The sequence below is a fragment of the Streptomyces misionensis genome (assembly GCF_900104815.1).
GTDB lineage: Bacteria > Actinomycetota > Actinomycetes > Streptomycetales > Streptomycetaceae > Streptomyces > Streptomyces misionensis.
The window spans coordinates 2,033,923-2,057,500 of record NZ_FNTD01000004.1 but is presented as its reverse complement, the minus strand read 5'-3'; the positions used below and the strand labels follow the sequence as shown (position 1 = coordinate 2,057,500).

Sequence of the window (23,578 nt, the reverse complement as noted above, 5' to 3'; positions counted from 1 at the left end):
CTTGCCGGAGGTAGAGCACTGGATAGGCGATGGGCCCTACCGGGTTACTGACCTTAGCCAAACTCCGAATGCCGGTAAGTGAGAGCGCGGCAGTGAGACTGTGGGGGATAAGCTCCATGGTCGAGAGGGAAACAGCCCAGAGCATCGACTAAGGCCCCTAAGCGTACGCTAAGTGGGAAAGGATGTGGAGTCGCACAGACAACCAGGAGGTTGGCTTAGAAGCAGCCACCCTTGAAAGAGTGCGTAATAGCTCACTGGTCTAGTGATTCCGCGCCGACAATGTAGCGGGGCTCAAGCGTACCGCCGAAGTCGTGTCATTGCAGCATATAGCCCTAACGGGTGTTGTGATGGGTAGGGGAGCGTCGTCTGCCGGGTGAAGCAGCACCGGAAGGTAGTTGTGGACGGTTGACGAGTGAGAATGCAGGCATGAGTAGCGATTCACACGTGAGAAACGTGTGCGCCGATTGACTAAGGGTTCCTGGGTCAAGCTGATCTGCCCAGGGTAAGTCGGGACCTAAGGCGAGGCCGACAGGCGTAGTCGATGGATAACCGGTTGATATTCCGGTACCCGCTGTGAAGCGTCAAACATCGAGCATCGTGATGCTAAGGCCGTGAAGCCGCCCTGGAGCCTTCGGGCAAAGGGGAGTGGTGGAGCCGCTGAACCAAGCGGTTAGTAGGTGAGTGATGGGGTGACGCAGGAAGGTAGTCCATCCCGGGCGGTGGTTGTCCCGGGGTAAGGGTGTAGGCCGCAAGGTAGGTAAATCCGCCTTGCATACGGCTGAGACCTGATGCCGAGCCGATTGTGGTGAAGTGGATGATCCTATGCTGTCGAGAAAAGCCTCTAGCGAGTTTCATGGCGGCCCGTACCCTAAACCGACTCAGGTGGTCAGGTAGAGAATACCGAGGCGTTCGGGTGAACTATGGTTAAGGAACTCGGCAAAATGCCCCCGTAACTTCGGGAGAAGGGGGGCCACACCTGGTGAGAACACTTGCTGTTCGAGCTGGGGGTGGCCGCAGAGACCAGCGAGAAGCGACTGTTTACTAAAAACACAGGTCCGTGCGAAGCCGTAAGGCGATGTATACGGACTGACGCCTGCCCGGTGCTGGAACGTTAAGGGGACCGGTTAGCTTCACTTCGGTGGGGCGAAGCTGAGAACTTAAGCGCCAGTAAACGGCGGTGGTAACTATAACCATCCTAAGGTAGCGAAATTCCTTGTCGGGTAAGTTCCGACCTGCACGAATGGCGTAACGACTTCTCGACTGTCTCAACCATAGGCCCGGTGAAATTGCACTACGAGTAAAGATGCTCGTTTCGCGCAGCAGGACGGAAAGACCCCGGGACCTTTACTACAGTTTGATATTGGTGTTCGGTTCGGCTTGTGTAGGATAGCTGGGAGACTTTGAAGCGGCCACGCCAGTGGTTGTGGAGTCGTCGTTGAAATACCAGTCTGGTCGTGCTGGATGTCTAACCTGGGTCCGTGATCCGGATCAGGGACAGTGTCTGATGGGTAGTTTAACTGGGGCGGTTGCCTCCTAAAGGGTAACGGAGGCGCCCAAAGGTTCCCTCAGCCTGGTTGGCAATCAGGTGTTGAGTGTAAGTGCACAAGGGAGCTTGACTGTGAGACCGACGGGTCGAGCAGGGACGAAAGTCGGGACTAGTGATCCGGCGGTGGCTTGTGGAAGCGCCGTCGCTCAACGGATAAAAGGTACCCCGGGGATAACAGGCTGATCTTCCCCAAGAGTCCATATCGACGGGATGGTTTGGCACCTCGATGTCGGCTCGTCGCATCCTGGGGCTGGAGTCGGTCCCAAGGGTTGGGCTGTTCGCCCATTAAAGCGGTACGCGAGCTGGGTTTAGAACGTCGTGAGACAGTTCGGTCCCTATCCGCTGTGCGCGTAGGAGTCTTGAGAAGGGCTGTCCCTAGTACGAGAGGACCGGGACGGACGAACCTCTGGTGTGCCAGTTGTTCTGCCAAGGGCATGGCTGGTTGGCTACGTTCGGGAGGGATAACCGCTGAAAGCATCTAAGCGGGAAGCCTGCTTCGAGATGAGGACTCCCACCCACTTGATGGGGTAAGGCTCCCAGTAGACGACTGGGTTGATAGGCCGGATCTGGAAGCCAGGTAACTGGTGGAGGTGACCGGTACTAATAGGCCGAGGGCTTGTCCTCAGTTGCTCGCGTCCACTGTGTAAGTTCTGAGGCAACGAACGGTTGCCGGCTCAGAGCAGAACGCATAACTACAAAGTGTGCTTGTTCGCTCGAAACCATTAGGGTTTCGGTGGTTATAGCGTGAGGGAAACGCCCGGTTACATTCCGAACCCGGAAGCTAAGCCTCACAGCGCCGATGGTACTGCAGGGGGGACCCTGTGGGAGAGTAGGACGCCGCCGAACAATCTTTGGAGGACCCCTGGTCCCAGCGTTCAGCTGGGACCAGGGGTCCTTTCGTTTTTACAATGCTTGCGGTACCGAAGACAGGAGTCACCATGTCCACCAACTCTCCCGACGACCGACCGGAGCGCGACCAGCGGCGACGGGACAGTGGTGACCGGGGCGACCGCGGCGGCTACCGCGGCGACCGTGGTGACCGCGGTGGCTTCCGTCGCGACGACCGTCGCGATGACAACCGTGGTGGCGGCTACGGCCGTCGCGACGACAACCGCGGCGGCTTCCGCCGTGACGACGACCGTGGTGACCGCGGTGGCTTCCGCGGCCGCGACGACCGCCGTGACGACAACCGTGGTGGCGGCTACGGCCGTCGCGACGACCGCGACCGGGGCCCGCGCCGTGACGACCGGGGCGACCGTGGCTTCCGCCGCGACGACGACCGCGGCGGCTTCCGCCGTGACGACCGTCGCGACGACCGCCGTGACGAGCGTCCGTCGTACCGCCGCGACGACTCCCGTCCCTCCTACCGGCGCGACGACGACCGCGGCGACCGCGGTGGCTTCCGGCGCGACGACCGCCGTGACGACAACCGTGGTGGCGGCTACGGCCGTCGCGACGACAACCGCGGCGGCTTCCGCCGTGACGACCGCCGTGACGACAACCGCGGTGACCGCGGTGGCTTCCGCGGCCGGGACGACCGGCGCGACGACCGCCGCGAGGGCGAGCGTTCCTCGCGTCCGGCGTTCCACCGGGACGACCGTGACCGCGGCCCGCGCCGTGACGACCGTGGCGACCGTGGCTTCCGCCGTGACGACGACCGCGGCGGCTTCCGTCGCGACGACCGTCGTGACGAGCGTCCGTCGTACCGCCGCGACGACTCCCGTCCCTCCTACCGCCGTGACGACGACCGCGGCGGCTACGGCCGGCGCGACGACCGCCGTGATGACCGTCGTGACGAGCGTCCGTCGTACCGCCGCGACGACTCCCGTCCGTCCTACCGGCGTGAGGACGACCGCGGCGACCGCGGCGGCTTCCGCCGTGACGACCGTGGCGACCGCGGTGGCTTCCGCCGTGACGACCGTGGCGACCGCGGTGGCTTCCGCGGCCGGGACGACCGAGGCGGCCGTGGCCCCCGTCGCGACGACCGCGGCGGCCGGCCGGGCGGCTTCCGCGGCCGGGACGACCGGGGCGGACGCGACGACCGCCGTGGCGACGACCGCCGTGGCGGTGGCCGCTTCCGCGACGAGCGGGACCGCGACCGCGAGCCGATCAAGCGGCTGCCGATCCCGGAGGACGTCACCGGCGACGAGATCGACAAGGACGTCAAGCAGGAGCTCCAGAGCCTGCCCAAGACGCTCGCCGAGGACGTCGCCCGCAACCTGGTGATGGTCGCCCGGCTGATCGACGAGGACCCCGAGGGTGCCTACGGCTACTCCAGGGTCGCGCTGCGCCTGGCCTCCCGAGTGGCCGCCGTGCGCGAGGCCGCCGGTTTCGCCGCGTACGCGAACCAGAAGTACAGCGAGGCCCTCGCCGAGTTCCGGGCCGCCCGGCGGATGACCGGCACCGTGGAGCTGTGGCCGGTGATGGCCGACTGCGAGCGCGGGCTCGGCCGCCCGGAGAAGGCGCTGGACATGGCCGGCGCCCCGGAGGTGCACAAGCTGGACAAGGCCGGCCAGGTCGAGATGCGGCTGGTCGCGGCCGGTGCCCGGCGTGACATGGGCCAGCTGGACGCGGCCATCGTCACCCTCCAGAGTCCCGAGCTGGCCTCGAACTCCATCCAGCCGTGGACCGCGCGCCTGCGCTACGCCTACGCCGACGCCCTGCTGGCCGTCGACCGGCGGGACGAGGCGCGGGAGTGGTTCGCGAAGGCCGTCGAGGCCGACCGGGACGGCAGCACCGACGCCTCCGACCGGCTCGCCGAGCTGGACGGCGTGGAGTTCGTGGACGCCCTGGACGAGCACGAGGACGAGGGCGAGCACGAGGACGAGGGCGAAGGCGAGAACGGCACCGGCGGCGAGTCCGCCGACGCCGCTCCGCAGGAGGACGGCGACAAGGACTGACGCGCGTCCGTGAAACGAGTGAAGGGGGCGGGTTCCCGGTGGAACCCGCCCCCTTCCGCATGTCCGGGGAGGCTCAGATCTCCAGGGCCCGCAGCACCAGTCCCGTCGCCGGCTTCGGCCCGAACGACGTCGACTTGCGGGGCACCGTCACGCCCTGGCGGGCCAGCTCGCGCACGACCTCCTCGCGCACCGGGTGCATCAGCACGGCCGTACCGCCGTCGTGCTCCGCCTTCGCGACGGTCGCGGCCGTGTCGTGGATGTAGGCGATGTGGGCGGGGGAGTCCTCGGGGATGTGCCAGACGTGTTCCAGCAGGGTCGCGTGCAGCACCGTCGCGTCCATGGAGCGCCAGGCGGCCGGGCGGTCGGCCGGCACCGTGCGGGCCAGCAGGTCCGGGTCCGGGCGGTCCAGCAGGTGGAAGGCGCCGTCGCCGGCCAGCAGGAAGGCGTTGCTCGCGCAGGACGCGTCGGCCAGCGCCGCCAGCGCCTCGGGCAGCGGCACCCGGAGGTGCCGTACCCGGAACAGGCCCTCCACGGCGGCCAGCGCGTCCGCCACCGGCAGGCCGTGCAGCAGGCGGTGGATGGCGCGGACGCGCAACGGGTAGCGGGCCGTGTCGACCAGCAGGACCAGGCCGTAGTCCCAGGGGCCCGGCGTCCGCTGCTCGGCGCGCAGCCGCAGATAGGTGGCCCAGCGGTGGTGGCCGTCGGCGATCAGCGCCTGGTGGTGGGACAGGTCGTCCTGGACGCGGGCCACGTCGGCGGCGTCGGTGACGGCCCACAGCCGGTGCCGGACACCGTCCTCGGTGGTGGTGGCCAGCAGCGGGGGCTTCTCCACGGTGCGTTCCACGACCTCGGCGGCGGTGCCGTCGCCGCGGTAGCTCAGCAACAGCGGCTCCAGGTTGGCGCGGGTGGCGCGCAGCAGGGCGGCGCGTTCGGCGACCACGGGGGGCATGACGTCCTCGTGCGGCAGCACCACGCCCTCGGCGGGTTCGCAGACCCGCAGGGCGCCGATGACGCCGCGCTGGAGCATGCCGTCGCCGTCCTGCTGCTCGTACACGTACAGGGCGGGTTCCGGGTCCGCGGCGAGGACGCCCTCGTCCAGCCAGCGGCGCAGGGTGTCGGCGGCCTGCTCGGTGCGGGCGCTGGGGGTACCCGCCTCGGGGAGGATCAGCCGGACGATGTTGTACGGGTCCGCCGACTGGAGGTGGTGCACCCCGTCGGGCCGCACGACGACGTCGTACGGAGGGGAGGTGACGGAGGCCAGGCTGCCGACCCGGTCGGGGTCGTAACGAAGGCCGCGGAACGGGGTGAGTTCCAGGCCCCGGCGCGCCATTGCTTCCGAGTGACCTGCAGTGTCCATCCCGGCATCGTACGTGTGCCGGCGGCATGCGGGATGATCGGGGGAAAGGCGAGTGAACGAGGAGAGACACGGATATGAGCCAGGGCGTCGGTACCGGTCCGCGGGGCAGTGAGCGTCCCCTGAACGAGGCGTACGACACGGCGCTGCTCGACCTGGACGGGGTGGTGTACGCGGGCGGGCGCGCGATCGCGCACGCGGTCTCCTCGCTGGAGCGGGCCCGCGCGGGCGGTATGCAACTGGCGTACGTCACCAACAACGCGCTGCGGACGCCGCAGGCGGTCGCGGAGCACCTGACCGAGCTGGGGATACCGGCGGGCGCCGACGACGTCATCACCTCGGCGCAGGCGGTGGCGCGGCTGATCGCCGAGCAGGTGCCGGCCGGGTCACGGGTGCTGGTGATCGGCGGCGAGGGGCTGCGGGTGGCGCTGCGCGAGCGGGGCCTGGTGCCGGTGGAGTCGGCGGACGACGATCCGGCGGCGGTCGTGCAGGGGTACGGCGGGATGGAGCTGCCCTGGGGGCGGTTCGCGGAGGCCTCGTACGCCGTGCGGCGCGGGGTGCCGTGGTTCGCGTCCAACACCGATCTGACGATCCCCAGCGGACGCGGGATCGCGCCGGGCAACGGCGCGGCGGTGGAGGTCGTGCGGATCGCGACGGGCAAGGAGCCGCAGGTGGCGGGCAAGCCGCTGCCGCCCATGCACCGGGAGACGATCCTGCGGACCGGTGCGCGGCGCCCGCTGGTGGTCGGGGACCGGCTGGACACCGACATCGAGGGCGCGTTCAACGGCGGGGTGGACTCGCTGCTGGTGCTGACCGGGGTCACCGACGGGGCCCGGCTGCTGGCCGCGTCCCCGGAGCACCGGCCGACGTACGTGGACGCGGATCTGCGGGGGTTGCTCACGGGCCAGCCGGAAATCACCCGAGAGGGTGACGGTTTCCGGTGCGGTGGGTGGACGGCGACGGCCGGGGCGGACCGGCTGGAACTGTCCGGCGACGGCGAATCCCTGGACGGGCTGCGGGCCCTGTGCGCGGCGGCCTGGACGGCGGCCGGGGAGGGCTCCTGCGAGCTGGACGGGGAGAAGGCGCTGGCGCGGCTCGGACTCTGAGGCCCCCTCACCTCGGCGGCGGCGGCTTTCCGTACCCGGGGATCTCGACCGGAAGCGAGGATAGGCTAACCTAACCTCGTGTTGGTCGACAGTCCTCCGGAACAGCGCGCGGAGACCGCCCCCGCGTCCCCGACTCGCCGGGCGGTACGGCCCCTTGGGCTTGTGCTCGCCGTCGCGGTCCTGGCGCTCGTCGCCCTGGCGAGCATCGCGATCGGGGCGAAGGCGCTCTCCTTGGACCAGGTCTGGCACGGCCTGTTCCACGACACGGGGACGTACGGCGACGTCGTGGTGGACGAGCGGCTCGCGCGCACCCTCCTCGGGCTGCTCGCCGGTGCCGCGCTCGGACTGTCGGGCGCGGTGCTCCAGGCCCTCACCCGCAATCCGCTGGCCGACCCCGGGCTGCTCGGCATCAACGCCGGCGCCTCGGCGGCCGTCGTCACCGCGATCACCTTCTTCGGCGTCACCAGCCTCTCCGGCTATGTGTGGTTCGCCTTCCTCGGCGCGGCGGCGGTGGGCGCGCTGGTGTGGTTCCTCGGCGGCAGCCGGGGCGCCACCCCGGTCCGGCTCGCGCTCGCCGGCACGGCGATCAGCGCGGCCCTGTACGGCTACCTCCAAGCCGTGATGATCATGGACGACGCGGCACTGGGCCGGATGCGCTTCTGGACGGTCGGCTCGCTGGCCTCGGCCACGAACACGACCATCGCGCAGGTGCTGCCGTTCCTCGCGGCGGGCACCCTGCTCGCGCTCGCGCTGGCCCGGCCGCTGAACGCCATGACGATGGGCGACGACACCGCCCGCGCCCTCGGCGCCCGCCCGCACCGCACCCGGGCCCTGGCCATGCTGGCCGCCACCGTGCTGTGCGGCGCCGCGACCGCCGCCTGCGGCCCCATCGTCTTCGTCGGCCTGATGGTCCCGCACGCGGTGCGCTCCTTCACCGGCCCCGACCTGCGCTGGATCCTGCCGTACGCGGCCGTCCTGTCGCCGGTGCTGCTGCTCGGCGCCGACGTCGTCGGCCGGGTGGTGGCCCGCCCGGCGGAGCTGCAGGTCGGCATCGTCACCGCGGTCATCGGCGGCCCGGTCTTCATCTTTCTGGTACGACGACGGAGGACGGCCCAGCTGTGAGGACACACCCCAGGAGCCGTGCCGTACGCGTCCCCGGCGGCCTCTCGCTGCGCCTGGACCCGCGGGCGCTGATCGTCGTCGTCCTGCTGCTGGCCGCCGCGCTCGCGGCCGGCGTGGCGCTGATCGGCACCGGTGACGCGAAGATCCCGGCGGCCGACGTGCTGCGCACCCTCGCCGGGAACGGCACCGCCTACCAGGACTTCATCGTCCGAGAGCTGCGCCTGCCCCGCGTCCTGGTCGGGCTGCTGGTCGGCGCCTCGCTCGGGCTCGGCGGCGCGCTGTTCCAGTCCGTCTCGCGCAATCCGCTGGGCAGTCCGGACGTCCTCGGCCTGTCGCAGGGGGCGACGGCGGGCGCGCTGGTGGTGATCGTGCTCATGTCCGGCAGCGCCGCCTCGGTCACCGTCGGAGCGCTGGCCGGGGGACTGGTGACCGGGCTCGCCATCTACCTGCTGGCCTGGCGGCAGGGCGTGCACGGCTACCGCCTCGTCCTGGTCGGCATCGGCGTCAGCGCGATGCTCACCGCCGTCAACGGCTATCTGCTCACCAAGGCCGACATGGTCGACGCGGCCCGCGCCGTCGTGTGGATGACCGGCTCCCTCAACGGCCGCGACTGGGACCAGGTCTGGCCGCTGCTCGCGCTGTGCGCCGTCCTCGTCCCGCTGGTCCTCGCCCACGCCCGCGGCCTGCGGATGCTGGAGATGGGCGACGACACCGCCGGCGCCCTCGGCGTGCCGGTGCAGCGCGTGCGGCTGGTGGTGATGACCGGCGCCGTGCTGCTGACCGCGGCCGCCACCGCCGCCGCCGGCCCCGTCAGCTTCGTCGCCCTCACCGCGCCCCAGCTCGCCCGCCGGCTGACCCGCTCGCCGGGCCCCAACCTGGTGCCCTCCCTCTGCATGGGCGCCGCCCTGCTGGTCACCGCCGACTGGGCCGCGCAGCGCGCCTTCGGCGCCGACCAGCTGCCCGTCGGGGTGGTCACCGGCGTCCTCGGCGGCGGCTATCTGCTGTGGCTGCTGGTCACCGAGCGCCGGGCGGGCCGGATATGAGCGACCCGCGCACGAACACCCCTAGGAGCACCGTGAACCGCCTGTCCGCCGAGCACGTCACCCTCGCCTACGACCAGCGCGTCATCGCCGAAGAGCTGTCGGTGGAGATCCCCGACCGCTCCTTCACCGTGATCGTCGGCCCCAACGCGTGCGGCAAGTCGACGCTGCTGCGGGCGCTGTCCCGGATGCTCAAGCCGGACCGGGGCCGGGTCCTGCTGGACGGGCAGGCCATCCAGTCGCTGCCCGCCAAGCAGGTCGCCCGCACCCTCGGCCTGCTCCCGCAGTCGGCCGTGGCACCGGACGGCATCACCGTCGCCGACCTGGTCGGCCGGGGCCGCTACCCGCACCAGGGCCTGCTGCGCCAGTGGTCGGCCGAGGACGAGCGGGTCGTCCAGGAGTCCATGCGGCAGACCGGCGTGGACGGGCTCGCCGACCGGTACGTGGACGAACTCTCCGGCGGACAGCGGCAGCGGGTGTGGATCGCCATGGCGCTCGCCCAGCAGACCCCGCTGCTGCTCCTGGACGAGCCCACCACCTACCTCGACATCCAGCACCAGATCGACGTCCTCGACCTGTGCGCCGAACTCCACGAGACCCAGGGCCGCACCCTGGTCGCCGTGCTGCACGACCTCAACCACGCGGCCCGCTACGCCACCCACCTGATCGCCCTGCGCGGCGGCGAGGTGATCGCCGAGGGCGCCCCCCACGACATCGTCACGGCCGACCTGGTCGAGCGGGTCTTCGGGCTGAAGTGCCAGGTCATCGAGGACCCCGAGACGGGCACCCCGCTGATCGTACCGGCGGCGCGCAAGGCCCGCGCTCAGCGGGTCACAGCAGCTTCCTGAGCCGGAACAGGTCCAGCAGGCCCGCCTCCAGCCGCACCCGGCCCTGCCCCCAGGCGATCGCGAAATGCAGCGTGCCGTCCACCAGCGCCAGCAGGTCGTCGCCGGCCATCGCCAGCCGGATCTGCGCCCGCTCGCGCGGGGGCCCGGACAGGGTCTCGTCCACCACCAGGCGGCCCCCGGTCATCCGCCCGGCGAAGGTGATGCCGAGGTCGGTGATGTGGCAGCTCACCGAGCGCTCCAGGGCGGCCGCGGCGCCCACGTCGCCCTCGGCGCCCCGCATGGTGTCCGAAAGCTTCTCCAGTGCGGCGCGGCACTCATCGATCGTGGCCATCGCCACCGACGGTACCGCAGCGGTTCGCGGTAGCGTCTGGGCATGAGCGAGTCCGCGTCCGAGGCCGAGGCCGGCGAGAACACCGCCCCGGCCGTCCCCGGGGGCACGCCCCCGAGCGAGCCCGAACCCGACTACGAGCCCGCGGCCCCGGCCCCCCTGAACCTCCCGCGCACCCCGACCGGCGACGCCGAGGTCGACGCCCGGCTGGCGCGGCTGGCCGATGCCGACCACCTGCCCACCGACGGACATGCCGAGGTGTACGAGGATGTACACCAGGGGCTGCGCGACGCGCTCACCGCGCTCGACGCCCGCCCGGGACCACCGGCGCCCCCACCGTCGTACCAACACAGGAGCTGAACCGAACGTGGCAGGAGTCGCACGCCGTCGTCTGGACGCGGAGCTGGTCCGCCGGAAGCTCGCGCGCTCGCGCGAGCACGCCAGCCAGCTGATCGCCGCGGGACGGGTCACCGTCGGCAAGACCGTCGCGACCAAGCCGGCCACGCAGGTGGAGACCGCCGCCGCGATCGTGGTCCAGGCCGACGACAGCGATCCCGACTACGTCTCCCGGGGCGGCCACAAGCTCGCCGGCGCGCTGGCGGCGTTCGTTCCCCGGGGACTGGTGGTGGAGGGCCGGCGCGCGCTCGACGCCGGCGCATCCACCGGCGGGTTCACCGACGTCCTGCTGCGCGCGGGCGCCGCCCATGTGGTCGCCGTGGACGTCGGCTACGGGCAGCTCGCCTGGTCCCTCCAGCAGGACGCCCGGGTCACCGTCAAGGACCGCACCAACGTACGGGAGTTGACGCTCGACGCGATCGACGGGGAACCTGTTGATCTGGTGGTGGGCGACCTGTCCTTCATCCCGCTCGGGCTGGTGCTGCCCGCCCTCAAGCGGTGTGTGAAGCCGGACGCCGACCTGGTGATGATGGTCAAACCGCAGTTCGAGGTGGGCAGGGAACGGCTCGGCAGCGGGGGTGTCGTACGGAGTCCGCAGCTGCGGGCGGAGGCCGTGCGAGGGGTGGCCGAGAAGGCCTGGGAGCTGGGGCTCGGGGCGCGCGGCGTCACCGCGAGTCCGCTGCCGGGTCCCTCGGGCAACGTCGAGTACTTCCTGTGGCTGCGGTCCGGCGCCCCCCGCCTGGACCCGGCCGACGTCGATCGCGCAGTGGCGGAGGGGCCGCGTTGACACAGAATCTGGCGCGTACTGTTTTCCTGCTCGCCCACACCGGGCGGCCGGCGGCGATCCGCAGCGCGGAACTCGTCGTCAAGGGCCTGCTGCGGCACGGCATCGGTGTGCGCGTGCTGGAGGAGGAGGCGCGTGACCTGCCGCTCCCGGACGAGGTGGAGCTGGTGGGGGAGGCGACCCCGCGGTGCCTCGACGACTGCGAGCTGCTGATCGTGCTCGGCGGCGACGGCACGCTGCTGCGGGGCGCGGAGTTCGCCCGCGCCTCCGGGGTGCCCATGCTCGGCGTCAACCTCGGGCGCGTCGGATTCCTCGCGGAGGCGGAACGCGATGACCTCGATCGGGTGGTCGACCGGGTGGTGGAGCGGTCGTACGAGGTCGAGGAGCGGATGACCGTCGACGTCGTGGTGCACCGCAACGGTGACGTGGTGCACACCGACTGGGCGCTGAACGAGGCGGCCGTGCAGAAGGCCGGCGCCGAGAAGCTGCTCGAAGTGGTGCTGGAGATCGACGGGCGGCCGGTGACGGGGTTCGGCTGCGACGGGGTGGTGCTGTCCACGCCGACCGGCTCCACGGCGTACGCGTTCTCCGCGGGCGGGCCGGTGGTGTGGCCCGAGGTGGAGGCGCTGCTGATGGTGCCGATCAGCGCGCACGCCCTGTTCGCCAAGCCGCTGGTGACCTCGCCTGACTCGGTGCTCGCCGTCGAGGTGCTGCCGCACATCCCGCCGGGGGTGCTGTGGTGCGACGGGCGGCGGACGATCGAGCTGCCGCCGGGGGCGCGGGTCGAGGTGCGGCGGGGCGCGGTGCCGGTGCGGCTGGCCCGGTTGCACCACTCGTCGTTCACCGACCGGCTGGTCGCGAAGTTCGCACTGCCCACCACGGGCTGGCGGGGCGCCCCTCACTAGAAAGAGCGGCCTGTGTGCGCGCGACGCCCGAGACCTCGTATGGTCTGTTCCGTGTTGGAGGAGATGCGGATACGGTCGCTCGGGGTCATCGACGATGCCGTCGTCGAACTGTCGCCGGGGTTCACCGCGGTCACCGGTGAGACGGGCGCGGGCAAGACCATGGTCGTCACCAGCCTGGGACTGCTGCTCGGTGGCCGGGCCGACCCGGCGCTCGTGCGGATCGGCGCCGGGAAGGCGGTCGTGGAGGGGCGGATCGCCGTGCCCGCCGACGCCGCCGCCGTCGTACGGGCCGAGGAGGCCGGCGCCGAGCTGGACGACGGCGCCCTGCTGATCAGCCGCACCATCTCCGCCGAGGGCCGCTCCCGGGCGCACCTGGGCGGGCGCAGCGTGCCCGTGGGACTGCTCGCCGAGCTGGCCGACGACCTGGTGGCCGTGCACGGCCAGACCGACCAGCAGGGGCTGCTGAAGCTGTCCCGGCAGCGCCAGGCGCTGGACCGGTACGCGGGCGACGCGGTCGCCGTGCCGCTCGCCAAGTACACCGGGGCCTACCGGCGGCTGCGCGCCGTCTCCGCCGAGCTGGAGGAGATCACCACCCGGGCACGGGAGCGGGCGCAGGAAGCCGACATGCTCCGCTACGGCCTCGACGAGATCGCCGCCGTGGAGCCGCGCGCCGGGGAGGACGCGGAGCTGGCCGAGGAGGCGGACCGGCTGGGGCACGCGGAGGCCCTGTCGTCCGCCGCGACCGCCGCGCACGCCGCGCTCGCGGGCAACCCCGAGGACCCCGAGGGCATCGACGCCCAGGCCCTCGTCGCGGGCGCCCACCGGGCCCTGGAGGCCGTGCGCTCCCACGACCCGGCGCTGGCCTCGCTCGCCGAGCGGATCGGGGAGATCGGAATCCTGCTCGGCGATGTGGCCGGCGAGCTGGCCGGGTACGCGGACGACCTGGACGCCGACCCGCTGCGGCTGTCCGCGGTCGAGGAGCGCCGGGCCGCCCTGAACGCGCTGACCCGCAAGTACGGCGAGGACGTGAACGCGGTCCTCGCCTGGGCCGAGCAGAGCGCCGCCCGGCTGACCGAGCTGGACGGCGACGACGAGCGGATCGCGGAGCTGACCGCCGAGCGGGACGCGCTCCGCGCCGAACTGGGCGGGCTCGCCCAGGCGCTGACCGACGCCCGCACCGAGGCCGCCGAGCGGTTCGCCGCCGCGGTGACCGCCGAGCTGGCCTCGCTGGCCATGCCGCACGCGCGCGTCTCCTTCGACATCCGGCAGACCGAGGACCCGGAGGGCGTCGAGGTCGGCGGGCGACCGGTCGCCTACGGCCCCGCGGGCGTGGACGAGGTCGAGCTGCTGCTCGCCCCGCACCCGGGCGCCCCGCCGCGGCCGATCGCCAAGGGCGCGTCCGGCGGTGAGCTGTCCCGGGTGATGCTCGCGGTGGAGGTCGTCTTCGCGGGCACGGACCCGGTGCCGACCTACCTGTTCGACGAGGTCGACGCGGGCGTCGGCGGCAAGGCCGCGGTCGAGATCGGCCGCCGGCTGGCCAAGCTCGCCAAGAGCGCCCAGGTCGTGGTGGTCACCCACCTGCCCCAGGTCGCCGCCTTCGCCGACCGGCAGCTGCTGGTGGAGAAGACCAACGACGGCTCCGTCACCCGCTCCGGCGTCAAGGTCCTGGAGGGCGAGGAGCGCATCCGGGAACTCTCCCGCATGCTGGCCGGCCAGGAGGACTCGGAGACGGCCCGCGCCCACGCGGAGGAACTGCTGGCGACCGCGCGGGCGGACCGGTAGCGGGACTTAGGGTGACGGGATGACCGGCACCCGAAAGACCCGCTCCTTCCTGCTGTCCGCCGCCCTCACCCGGGCCGGCTACGCCCTGCTGCGCGCCAACCGGCCCGGCGCTCCCGGGCGTTGGCAGCGGACGAACCACGCCGGACGGGACGTCGAGCTGTACGCCGGGCCCGCCACGGCGCTGGGCACGGCGGTCGCCGCCGCCCGGGTGCACCCCGGGGCCGGGCTCGCCGTCCTGGCGGCGGGCTGCTGCGGGGCGTACGACGACGCGGCCGGCGACCACCGGCGCGGCTTCCGGGCCCACCTCGGCGCGCTGCGCGAGGGCGAGGTCACCAGCGGCGCCGTGAAGCTGTTCGGGATATCGGCGGCCGGACTGGTCACGGGCGCGCTGCTCAAGGAGCGCCCGCTGGACAGGCTGCTCGCCGGGGTCGTCATCGCGGGCGCCGCCCACTTCGTGAACTTGGTCGACGTACGGCCGGGCCGGGCGCTCGGCGCGGTGCTCGCGCTCGGGGCGCCCGGACTGCTGCGCGGCGGGCCCGGCGGGGAGCTGGCCGCCGTCGCCACGGGCGGTGCGGCGGCCGTGCTGCGCGAGGACGTCGGCGAGCGGACGATGCTCGGGGACACGGGGGCGCACGCGCTCGGCGCCACGCTGGGGGCGGCCGTGGTGGCGGGCAACGGGCGCGTGGGACTGCTCGCGCACGCCGTCGCCGTCGTCACCGCCGCCGTCTACGGGGACCGGGTCACCGCCTGGGCGAAGGCACTGTGAGCGCCTGACCTCGGGGGACGCGGAGGAGCGGCGTCGGCGGATACCGGGCCCTCCTCACCCGTGTGGGTGATGTGCTCCGGCGCATTGCCCCGGCCCGCCGCCCTGTGCGCCCATCCGCAATTCCCCAGCGGGCACCGCCTGCTGGCATGCTGGGCGGGGACACCGCCCGCGCGGGAGGCGCGCGAGGTGCGTTCCTCCGCCCCCGTGCGCCCGCTACTTTCTGTACGTTGCCTCGTGACCGCCCCACGCCGAACCAGGAGCCCGGCCCTGTGAGCCCCCTGAGCAGCAACGCACCGCACGGCCGGCCGCCGCTGCGCACCGTGCAGGTGCTGGGCGGGGGCAACGCCGGCAGTGGCGCGCACGTGCGCTCCCTGGCCGCCGGGCTGGTCGCCCGGGGCGTGCGGGTCACGGTGTGCGCCCCCACCGAGGCCGACCGTACCTACGACTTCACCGGAGCCGGCGCCGGACACATCCACGTGCCGCGCAGCAGCGACCCCTCCTCGGTGACCGCGCTCCGGGCGGCCTGCGCCGACGCCGACCTGGTGCACGCGCACGGCCTGCACGCCTCCTTCCGGACCGCGCTCGCCCTCGGCGGCCGCACCACCCCGCTGGTCGTCACCTGGCACAACCGGTCGTACGCCGAGGGCGCGCGGGCCCAGCTGTTGCGCATGCTGGAGCGCCGCGTGGCCCGCTCCGCGACCGTGGTCCTCGGTGCCAGCCCCGATCTGGTCGACCGCGCCCGCCGCACCGGCGCCCGGGACGCCCGGCTCGCCGCCGTCACCCTGCCGGGCCGCCCCCGCCCCGCGGCCGTACCCGACGAGCAAGACCCGCGGCGGCCCAAGGCGCGCGCCGAACTGGGCGCCACCGGGCGCCCGTTGCTCCTCGCCGTCGGCGCCCTCGACAAGCACCGCGGTCACGAGACCCTGCTGGAGGCGGCGCGCGCCTGGCGGGACCTGGACCCGGTGCCCCTGGTCGCCGTCGTGGGGGAGGGCCCGCTGCGGCCGGTGCTCCAGCAGCGGATCGAGGCCGAGGAACTGCCGGTGCGGCTCCTGGGCGACCGCGACGACCTGCCCGCCCTGCTCGGCGCCGCCGATCTGGCGCTGCTGACCGGCCGGTGGGAGTCCCGCCCGGTGCTCGCCCAGGAGGCGCTGTACGCGGGCGTCCCGTTGGTCGCCACCCGCGTCGGCGGCGTCCCCGACCTGGTGGGCGACGCGGCCGAACTTGTGCCGTACGGCGACCCGTCGGCGCTCGCCACCGCCGTCCGACGCCTGCTCGCCGACCCGGCGCGCCGGGAACTGCTGCGGGAGCGGGGCGGACGACAGGCCGCGGGCTGGCCGACCGACGAGGAGACGGTGGCCCATGTGCTCAGCGTGTACGACGAGTTGACCCAGCCGCTGATCCTGTGAGCGGTCAGGGCACGTGGCGGCGGGCACGCAGGGCGAGGCTCAGGGCCAGCACCGTCTGCGGGTCGTCGAGGTCGGTGCCCAGCAACTCCCCGATGCGGGCGAGCCGGTTGTAGAGGGTCTGCCGGTTCAGATGGAGTTCGCGGGCCGTCTCCGCCTTGCGGCCCGCGTGCGCGAGATAGGTCTCCAGGGTGGGCAGCAGCGGCGGCTTGGAGCGGCGGTCGTGGTCGCGCAGCGGACCGATCGCCCGGTCCACGAAGGCCGCGAGGTCCGGATGGTCGCGCAGCCGCCACAGCAGCAGATCGATGTCGAGGCGGCGGGCGTCGTACCAGGGGCGGTCGACGAGGCCCTGCGCCGCCGCCGCCGTCTCCGCCGCGTGCCGCAGCCCCGCCGACGCCGCCGCCCAGCCGCCCGCCACCCCGACCACCACCACCGGCGGCGGACTGCCGGCCCGCCGCATCCCGGCGCGCTCCACGCCCGCCCGCAGCGCCGCCGCCACCCGGTCCGCGACCGCCGAACGCTCCGGCTCCGCGCGCAGCCCGAGCAGCACCAGCACCCGGCCCTCCACCGGCCGCACCCCCAGCAGCACCGGCACGCCCACCGCGGCCAGCTCCTCGGAGACGGCCCGCGCGAGGACCGCCCAGCCGCCCCCGGCGGGGGACAGGGGGTCGCCGACCCGCATCACCACCGGCAGCAGCGGGCTGCCACCCGGTTTGAAGCCGAGCACCCGGGCCTGGGCGGGGGCGTCCTCCGCCGAGATCCGGCCCTCGGCCAGGTCGGTGAGGAAGTCGCCGCGCCCGCGCGCCGCCAGCTCCTCCTCCTGCCGGGCCTGCATCAGCACCACGGCCAGGATGCCCGCGGCCCGCTCCGCGGCCATCCGGTGCACCGGCGCCAGCGGGGAACGCACCGGCAGCAGCACCAGCCGGGCCCGCACCGCACCCGTGGTGCCGGGGCCGCCGCCGGGCACGTCCACCAGCACCGAACCGGCGGGCGGCGGGGCGTTCTTGTGCGGGCCGCGCAGCCCCTCCCACACCTGCAACGGGTCCGCGCCCTCGGGCCCCTCCCCGGCCGCGTACAGCAGCCGCCCGTCGGGGGTCTCCAGGAACACCGGGTTGCCGCCGAAGTCCGCCAGGATGCCCAGCACCTGCGGCACCCCGCCGCCGCCCAGCAGCGCCTCGGTACAGCGCCGGTGCACCTCCTCGGCCCGCTGGAGCAGCGCGTAGTGACCGTTGACGATCTCGGTGTGGATCTCCTCGGTGACCGTCACGAACGGCACCTCGCGGTGCAGCTGCACCAGCGGCAGCCCGGCCGCGCGCGCGGTGTCCACCAGCGCCGCCGGCAACCGGCTGAAGCGCGGGCCCAGCTCCACCACCAGGGCGGCGATCCCGCGCTCGGCCAGCGTGCGCACGAACGCCCGCTGCTCGGCCGGGCGGGTGCCGAGCCCGTACCCGGTGGTGAGCAGCAGCTCGCCGCCCTTGAGCAGCGAGGCGATGTTGGGCACCTCGCCCGCGTGCACCCAGCGCACGGTGCGGCCGAGCCGGTCCGCGCCCGCCAGGATCTCCGGCAGCCCGCTGCGCAGCCCGGGCAGCTCCAGGGCCCGTTGAACGGTGATCCCCGCGCCCTGCGCCTCGGGCCTGCTGTCCGTACCGCTGTCCATGCTGCGGACGCTACCTGCGAAAACGCCCGAAGAGAATCTTCCGGCCGGTGCTGTGGCCGGGCGGGTTGGCCGGAACGCCGCCGCTAGACGGGCCTGATGTTGTGGTTGAAGCGGAAGACGTTGTCCGGGTCGTAGCGCCGTTTCACCTTCTCCAGCCGCAGCGTGTTCCCCGCGCCGAGGCCCGCCCGGACCCGCTCGGGGCCCTCGTCGCCGATCAGGTTCGGACAGACGGCCCCGGTGCTCCACGGCGCTGCGGCGGTGCGCACCCGCCGCACCCAGCTCGTGCACCGCTCGTCGTCGGCCGGGTCCGCCCAGACGGCTAGCGGGTGCACCAGCCAGGGCGCGTCCCGGTACGCCACCGGGTACGCGTGTGCGCCGGCCGCGACCGCCCCGCCCAGCGGGAACAGCGCCAGCCGGGTACCGGGCAGGGCCGGCATGTCCGCACCGAGGGCGCAGAAGACGTCGACCGCCGCGTCCGGCAGCGCGCCGAGGCACTCCGCCGAGCCGTGGCCGCGCAGCCCCGGCGGGATGTCGAGCAGGCGCTGCGCGTCGGCGTACGGCACCTCGCCCAGCAGGTGTGCCTCGTGCGGCAGCGCCCGCAACGGCGCCGCCAGGGCGCGCAGTTCCTCCGTGCCGCCCGCGCAGGTCAGCAGCGCCGCGCACAGCCGCCTGCCCGCCAGGCCGGGCGGCACCAACTCCGGTGGCGGGCCGGTGAGATACAGCACTGCTCCGCCCACCGCGTCCGGGGCGGTGCCCAGGACCTCCCGGAAGGCGCGCACCACCCGGGGCCCCGACTCCGCCGGACACAGCGTCAACGCCAGGCTGAAACGCGGAAGTTCGTGCAGTTCCAGGGTGAGCGCGGTGGCGACGCCGAAGTTGCCGCCCCCGCCGTGCAGCGCCCAGAACAGCTCCGGGTCGTCGTCGGGGCTCGCGCGCAGCCGCTCCGCGTCCGCGCTCACCAGCTCGACGGCGACGAGGCCGTCCACGGCCGTCCCGAAGGCGCGCTCCAGCCACCCGGAGCCGCCGCCGAGCACGAATCCGCCGACCCCGGCGCCGGAGGCCCGGGACCCCGTCGTCGCGAGGCCGTACGGCCGGGCCGCCCGGTCCAGATCGCCCGTCGTGGCCCCGCCCCCGACCCGGACCGCCTGCGCGGCCGGATCGACCGTGACCTTTCGCATCCGCGACAGGTCCACCACGAGCGCGTTGTCACCGAGCGCGGAGCCGCCGAGGTCGTGACCGCCGCCGCGGACCGCCACCGGCAGGTCCAGATCGCGTGCGAAGCGCACCGCGCGGACCACGTCGGCCGGGTGCGCGCACCGCGCGATCACGGCCGGCCGCCGGTCGGTCACCGCGTTGAAGACGGCCCGGGCTTCGTCGTAGCCGGGGTCTTCGGGCGCGAGGACGTCGCCGAGCAGGTCCTCGCGGAGTGCGGCGAGGGCCGTGCGCGCCTTCGAGCGGGGTGCCACGGTTTCCAGCGTGGCACCCCGGGGCGCGTCAGGGCACGGCCGTCAGCCGCCGTACGCCCCCGAAGCCGTCAGCCGCAGCGCCGTGTCGATCAGCGGCACGTGGCTGAACGCCTGCGGGAAGTTGCCCACCTGGCGCTTGAGGCGGGGGTCCCATTCCTCCGCGAGCAGACCGAGGTCGTTGCGCAGGGCGAGCAGCTTCTCGAAGAGCTTGCGGGCCTCGTCCACGCGGCCGATCATCGCCAGGTCGTCGGCCATCCAGAACGAGCACGCCAGGAAGGCGCCCTCGTCGCCGGGGAGGCCGTCGACGCCCTCGTCCTGGCCCTCGGTCGGGTAGCGCAGGATGAAGCCGTCGGAGGTGGACAGCTCGCGCTGGATCGCCTCGATGGTGCCGATGACGCGCTTGTCGTCCGGGGGCAGGAAGCCCATCTGCGGGATCAGCAGCAGGGAGGCGTCCAGCTCCTTGGAGCCGTAGGACTGGGTGAAGGTGTTGCGCTCCTTGTCGTAGCCCTTCTCGCACACGTCCCGGTGGATGTCGTCGCGCAGTTCGCGCCAGCGCTCCAGCGGGCCGTCCGCGTCCCCGGACTCGATCAGCTTGATGGTGCGGTCCACCGCGACCCAGGCCATCACCTTGGAGTGCACGAAGTGCCGGCGCGGGCCGCGCACCTCCCAGATGCCCTCGTCCGGCTCCTGCCAGTGGTCCTCCAGGTAGCGGATCAGCTTCAGCTGGAGCAGGGACGCGTAGTCGTTGCGGGCCAGGCCCGTCATGTGGGCCAGGTGCAGGGCCTCGGTGACCTCGCCGTACACGTCCAGCTGGAGCTGGTGGGCCGCGCCGTTGCCGACCCGGACCGGGGCCGAGCCCTCGTAGCCCGGCAGCCAGTCCAGCTCGGCCTCGCCCAGCTCGCGCTCGCCCGCGATGCCGTACATGATCTGGAGGTTCTCCGGGTCGCCCGCGACCGCCCGCAGCAGCCACTCGCGCCAGGCGCGCGCCTCCTCGCGGTAGCCGGTGCGCAGCAGCGAGGACAGGGTGATCGCCGCGTCGCGCAGCCAGGTGTAGCGGTAGTCCCAGTTGCGTACGCCGCCGATGTCCTCGGGCAGCGAGGTGGTGGGGGCGGCGACGATGCCGCCGGTGGGCGCGTAGGTCAGTGCCTTCAGCGTGATCAGGGAGCGGATCACCGCCTCCCGGTACGGGCCGTGGTACGTGCACTGCTCCACCCACTCGCGCCAGAAGTGCTCGGTCGCCTCCAGCGACTGCTCCGGCTCGGGCAGGGCGGGCGGCTCCTTGTGCGAGGGCTCCCAGGAGACCGTGAACGCGATCCGGTCACCGGGGGCGACCGTGAAGTCCGCGTAGGTGGTCAGCGACTTCCCGTAGGTCTCGACATCGGTGTCGAACCACACGGAGTCGGGCCCGGCGACGGCGACCGTGCGGCCCTCGTGCTTGTGCACCCAGGGCACGACCCGGCCGTAGGAGAAGCGCATCCGCAGCGCCGAGCGCATCGGCACCCGGCCGGTGACGCCCTCCACGATCCGGATCAGCTGGGGGGCGCCGTCGCGCGGGGGCATGAAATCGGTCACGCGGACGGTGCCGCGCGGGGTGTCCCACTCCGATTCCAGGATCAGCGAGTCGCCCCGGTAGCCGCGGCGGGCCGCCGTGGGCGGCTGGGAGTCGGCCGCGTGCGCCGGGCCGAGCCGCCAGAAGCCGTGCTCCTCGGTGCCCAGCAGGCCGGCGAAGATGGCATGCGAGTCGAAGCGGGGCAGGCACAGCCAGTCCACCGTGCCGTCCCGGCAGACCAGTGCGGCGGTCTGCATGTCTCCGATGAGTGCGTAGTCTTCGATGCGCCCGGCCACGTGCAACTCCAGTCGAACGGCCACGTCACCCCCGCGCAAGGGGGCTGTCGCTAGTGCGGTCAAGGGGTCGTTGTTGTGCGTCGTTGAGCGGTGAAGCAAAGCAGCCCGCCGAGCCCTGAGGCAAAACGACAGTCTTTGCTCAACGAACTGCCGCGCTCTCGTTGTTCCGGGTGATTCGGGCTGGGGTGTGCCGTCGTCCGGCCGGGCCCGGCAGTGAATGTCCGAGCAGGATACGACGCACCCGGGTGATCCGCGTGCCGCTCCGGGCAACCTGTGTGCGCCGAACGAGTGAGCCCTTGGTGATGATCGTGTGGGGCGGACGGGACTGTGCTTACCCCTGGGACGCAGGAGGCCGACGGGTCCTGCGCGGCCCCGGTCCCGGTGCCACCGCGTGCGCGTCCGTATGCACAAGGTGGCCGAAAGTCGACGCATCCGTGTACGGAGCGTGGCCGGAAGCCATTGCCTCCGGGCGCTGATACCCTGGTAGCCCGTGGACCGGTGGGCCGAAACCCCCGAACCGCAGCGACGGCACCCTCGGAGCGATCCGGGGCGGACAGCCGCACCGCACGACAGCCAGCGACCACGGGAGCCCCCTCTTGGCCATGCCGCCGAAATCTACGACGACCAAGCACATCTTCGTCACCGGGGGTGTCGCCTCCTCGCTCGGCAAGGGCCTCACCGCCTCCAGCCTGGGCATGCTGCTCAAGGCCCGTGGCCTGCGCGTCGTGATGCAGAAGCTCGACCCCTACCTGAACGTCGACCCGGGCACGATGAACCCCTTCCAGCACGGTGAGGTGTTCGTCACCAACGACGGCGCCGAGACCGACCTGGACATCGGCCACTACGAGCGCTTCCTCGACCGCGACCTGGACGGCTCGGCCAACGTCACCACCGGCCAGGTGTACTCGACGGTGATCGCCAAGGAGCGCCGCGGCGAGTACCTGGGCGACACCGTGCAGGTCATCCCGCACATCACCAACGAGATCAAGCACCGCATCCGCCGCATGGCGACCGACGCGGTGGACGTCGTCATCACCGAGGTCGGCGGCACCGTCGGCGACATCGAGTCGCTGCCGTTCCTGGAGACCGTCCGCCAGGTCCGCCACGAGGTGGGCCGGGACAACGTCTTCGTGGTGCACATCTCCCTGCTGCCCTACATCGGCCCCTCCGGTGAGCTGAAGACCAAGCCGACCCAGCACTCCGTCGCCGCGCTGCGCAACATCGGCATCCAGCCGGACGCCATCGTGCTGCGCTGCGACCGCGAGGTCCCCACCGCCATCAAGCGCAAGATCTCGCTGATGTGCGACGTGGACGAGGCCGCCGTGGTGGCCTGCCCGGACGCCCGCTCGATCTACGACATCCCGAAGGTCGTGCACACCGAGGGCCTGGACGCCTACGTGGTGCGCAAGCTCGACCTGCCCTTCCGGGACGTGGACTGGACGACCTGGGACGACCTGCTGGACCGGGTCCACAACCCGGAGCACGAGGTCACCCTCGCCCTGGTCGGCAAGTACATCGACCTGCCCGACGCCTACCTCTCGGTCACCGAGGCGATGCGCGCCGGCGGCTTCGCCAACCGCGCCCGCGTGAAGATCAAGTGGGTCACCTCCGACGACTGCAAGACCCCGGCCGGCGCCAAGGCGCAGCTCGCCGACGTCGACGGCATCTGCATCCCGGGCGGCTTCGGCGACCGCGGTGTGCTCGGCAAGGTCGGTGCCATCCGCTACGCCCGCGAGAACAAGATCCCGCTGCTCGGCCTCTGCCTCGGCCTCCAGTGCATCGTGATCGAGGCCGCGCGCAACCTGGCCGGCATCCCGGACGCCAACTCCACCGAGTTCGACCCGGCCACCGCCCACCCGGTGATCTCCACCATGGCCGAGCAGCTGGACATCGTGGCCGGCGAGGGCGACATGGGCGGCACCATGCGCCTGGGCATGTACCCGGCCAAGCTGGCCGAGGGCTCCCTCGTGCGCGAGGCGTACGACGGCAAGGAGTACGTCGAGGAGCGGCACCGTCACCGCTACGAGGTGAACAACGCCTACCGCGCGGAGCTGGAGAAGAAGGCGGGTATCCAGTTCTCCGGCACCTCCCCGGACGGCAAGCTCGTGGAGTACGTCGAGTACCCGCGGGAGACGCATCCCTACCTGGTCGCCACCCAGGCGCACCCGGAGCTGCGCTCGCGGCCGACCCGCCCGCACCCGCTCTTCGCCGGTCTGGTGAAGGCCGCGGTCGAGCGGAAGATCGCGAAGTAACGCGGGAGTTGTACGGTGGCCGGGGCGCGCGTGTCCGCGAGGACAGCGTCCCGGCCGTTCGTGCACATGGGGAAGGAC

General features: G+C 72.5%; 17 protein-coding genes and 2 rRNA genes (1 of these 19 cut by a window edge). 14 read left to right on the top strand and 5 right to left on the bottom strand.

The features are described 5' to 3' along the window. From BLW85_RS10910 to BLW85_RS39765, 3 genes are all read left to right on the top strand, one after another. Window positions 1–2,170, top strand: a 23S ribosomal RNA gene (locus BLW85_RS10910); it begins 952 nt to the left of the window's first position. A 105-nt stretch (window positions 2,171–2,275) separates the two neighbouring features. Then, window positions 2,276–2,392, top strand: a 5S ribosomal RNA gene (gene rrf, locus BLW85_RS10905). Window positions 2,393–3,663: 1,271 nt separating this feature from the next. Beyond that, window positions 3,664–4,446, top strand: a complete 783-nt coding sequence (locus BLW85_RS39765) for a tetratricopeptide repeat protein (protein ID WP_208624962.1) — start codon at window positions 3,664–3,666, stop codon at window positions 4,444–4,446. A 73-nt stretch (window positions 4,447–4,519) separates the two neighbouring features. On the opposite strand, the gene BLW85_RS10890 is transcribed toward BLW85_RS39765, so the two are convergent. Next, window positions 4,520–5,803, bottom strand: coding sequence for a DUF1015 family protein (locus BLW85_RS10890; RefSeq protein WP_070028026.1), 1,284 nt, complete (start codon window positions 5,801–5,803; stop codon window positions 4,520–4,522). Between the two features lie 74 nt (window positions 5,804–5,877). On the opposite strand from BLW85_RS10890, the gene BLW85_RS10885 reads away from it, so the two are divergent. From BLW85_RS10885 to BLW85_RS10870, 4 genes are all read left to right on the top strand, one after another. Beyond that, window positions 5,878–6,906 carry an HAD-IIA family hydrolase gene (locus BLW85_RS10885; RefSeq protein ID WP_070028025.1) on the top strand — a complete coding sequence of 343 codons (1,029 nt, stop codon included), beginning with the start codon at window positions 5,878–5,880 and terminating at the stop codon, window positions 6,904–6,906. Window positions 6,907–6,984: 78 nt separating this feature from the next. Further along, window positions 6,985–8,028 (top strand): FecCD family ABC transporter permease, encoded by a 1,044-nt coding sequence (locus BLW85_RS10880; RefSeq protein WP_074991937.1) that lies wholly within the window; start codon window positions 6,985–6,987, stop codon window positions 8,026–8,028. Further along, window positions 8,025–9,071, top strand: a complete 1,047-nt coding sequence (locus BLW85_RS10875) for a FecCD family ABC transporter permease (protein ID WP_074991936.1) — start codon at window positions 8,025–8,027, stop codon at window positions 9,069–9,071. The genes BLW85_RS10880 and BLW85_RS10875 overlap by 4 nt, the downstream gene beginning before the upstream one ends. Next, complete coding sequence (locus BLW85_RS10870) at window positions 9,068–9,916, top strand: ABC transporter ATP-binding protein (protein ID WP_107409103.1); 849 nt, start codon at window positions 9,068–9,070, stop codon at window positions 9,914–9,916. Before BLW85_RS10875 ends, BLW85_RS10870 begins: the two co-directional genes overlap by 4 nt. Here BLW85_RS10870 and BLW85_RS10865 read toward each other — a convergent pair. Then, window positions 9,900–10,247, bottom strand: a complete 348-nt coding sequence (locus BLW85_RS10865) for a sterol-binding protein (RefSeq protein ID WP_074991934.1) — start codon at window positions 10,245–10,247, stop codon at window positions 9,900–9,902. The two genes, BLW85_RS10870 and BLW85_RS10865, sit on opposite strands and share 17 nt — an antisense overlap. A gap of 42 nt (window positions 10,248–10,289) precedes the next feature. On the opposite strand from BLW85_RS10865, the gene BLW85_RS10860 reads away from it, so the two are divergent. From BLW85_RS10860 to BLW85_RS10835, 6 genes are all read left to right on the top strand, one after another. Next, complete coding sequence (locus tag BLW85_RS10860) at window positions 10,290–10,604, top strand: hypothetical protein (RefSeq protein ID WP_070028020.1); 315 nt, start codon at window positions 10,290–10,292, stop codon at window positions 10,602–10,604. A 7-nt stretch (window positions 10,605–10,611) separates the two neighbouring features. Then, the gene (locus tag BLW85_RS10855) at window positions 10,612–11,427 is read left to right on the top strand and encodes a TlyA family RNA methyltransferase (RefSeq protein WP_070028019.1); all 816 of its coding nucleotides are present in this window, start codon (window positions 10,612–10,614) and stop codon (window positions 11,425–11,427) included. After that, window positions 11,424–12,329 (top strand): NAD kinase, encoded by a 906-nt coding sequence (locus tag BLW85_RS10850; RefSeq protein WP_070028018.1) that lies wholly within the window; start codon window positions 11,424–11,426, stop codon window positions 12,327–12,329. Before BLW85_RS10855 ends, BLW85_RS10850 begins: the two co-directional genes overlap by 4 nt. A gap of 39 nt (window positions 12,330–12,368) precedes the next feature. Further along, window positions 12,369–14,111, top strand: a complete 1,743-nt coding sequence (gene recN / locus BLW85_RS10845; protein ID WP_177330059.1) for a DNA repair protein RecN — start codon at window positions 12,369–12,371, stop codon at window positions 14,109–14,111. A 19-nt stretch (window positions 14,112–14,130) separates the two neighbouring features. Further along, window positions 14,131–14,877, top strand: coding sequence for a hypothetical protein (locus tag BLW85_RS10840; protein ID WP_074991933.1), 747 nt, complete (start codon window positions 14,131–14,133; stop codon window positions 14,875–14,877). A 269-nt stretch (window positions 14,878–15,146) separates the two neighbouring features. Continuing rightward, window positions 15,147–16,283 (top strand): glycosyltransferase family 4 protein, encoded by a 1,137-nt coding sequence (locus BLW85_RS10835; RefSeq protein ID WP_074991932.1) that lies wholly within the window; start codon window positions 15,147–15,149, stop codon window positions 16,281–16,283. Between the two features lie 4 nt (window positions 16,284–16,287). Here the strand turns inward: BLW85_RS10835 and BLW85_RS10830 are convergent, their stop codons facing one another. From BLW85_RS10830 to BLW85_RS10820, 3 genes are all read right to left on the bottom strand, one after another. After that, complete coding sequence (locus BLW85_RS10830) at window positions 16,288–17,937, bottom strand: PucR family transcriptional regulator (protein ID WP_074991931.1); 1,650 nt, start codon at window positions 17,935–17,937, stop codon at window positions 16,288–16,290. Window positions 17,938–18,020: 83 nt separating this feature from the next. Then, window positions 18,021–19,403 carry an FAD-binding oxidoreductase gene (locus BLW85_RS10825; protein WP_074991930.1) on the bottom strand — a complete coding sequence of 461 codons (1,383 nt, stop codon included), beginning with the start codon at window positions 19,401–19,403 and terminating at the stop codon, window positions 18,021–18,023. A 42-nt stretch (window positions 19,404–19,445) separates the two neighbouring features. Continuing rightward, complete coding sequence (locus BLW85_RS10820) at window positions 19,446–21,248, bottom strand: glycoside hydrolase family 15 protein (RefSeq protein ID WP_070028013.1); 1,803 nt, start codon at window positions 21,246–21,248, stop codon at window positions 19,446–19,448. 602 nt (window positions 21,249–21,850) lie between these two features. Here BLW85_RS10820 and BLW85_RS10810 point away from each other — a divergent pair. After that, window positions 21,851–23,500 (top strand): CTP synthase, encoded by a 1,650-nt coding sequence (locus tag BLW85_RS10810; RefSeq protein WP_070028012.1) that lies wholly within the window; start codon window positions 21,851–21,853, stop codon window positions 23,498–23,500. Window positions 23,501–23,578: the final 78 nt, after the last annotated feature.

Coding starts and splice junctions, on each gene's coding strand:
- BLW85_RS10890 (WP_070028026.1), bottom strand. CDS start 5,803: ATGGACACTGCAGGTCACTCGGAAGCAATGGCGCGCCGGGGCCTGGAA.
- BLW85_RS10885 (WP_070028025.1), top strand. CDS start 5,878: ATGAGCCAGGGCGTCGGTACCGGTCCGCGGGGCAGTGAGCGTCCCCTG.
- BLW85_RS10870 (WP_107409103.1), top strand. CDS start 9,068: ATGAGCGACCCGCGCACGAACACCCCTAGGAGCACCGTGAACCGCCTG.
- BLW85_RS10865 (WP_074991934.1), bottom strand. CDS start 10,247: ATGGCCACGATCGATGAGTGCCGCGCCGCACTGGAGAAGCTTTCGGAC.
- BLW85_RS10860 (WP_070028020.1), top strand. CDS start 10,290: ATGAGCGAGTCCGCGTCCGAGGCCGAGGCCGGCGAGAACACCGCCCCG.
- recN (WP_177330059.1), top strand. CDS start 12,369: ATGGTCTGTTCCGTGTTGGAGGAGATGCGGATACGGTCGCTCGGGGTC.
- BLW85_RS10840 (WP_074991933.1), top strand. CDS start 14,131: ATGACCGGCACCCGAAAGACCCGCTCCTTCCTGCTGTCCGCCGCCCTC.
- BLW85_RS10830 (WP_074991931.1), bottom strand. CDS start 17,937: ATGGACAGCGGTACGGACAGCAGGCCCGAGGCGCAGGGCGCGGGGATC.
- BLW85_RS10810 (WP_070028012.1), top strand. CDS start 21,851: ATGCCGCCGAAATCTACGACGACCAAGCACATCTTCGTCACCGGGGGT.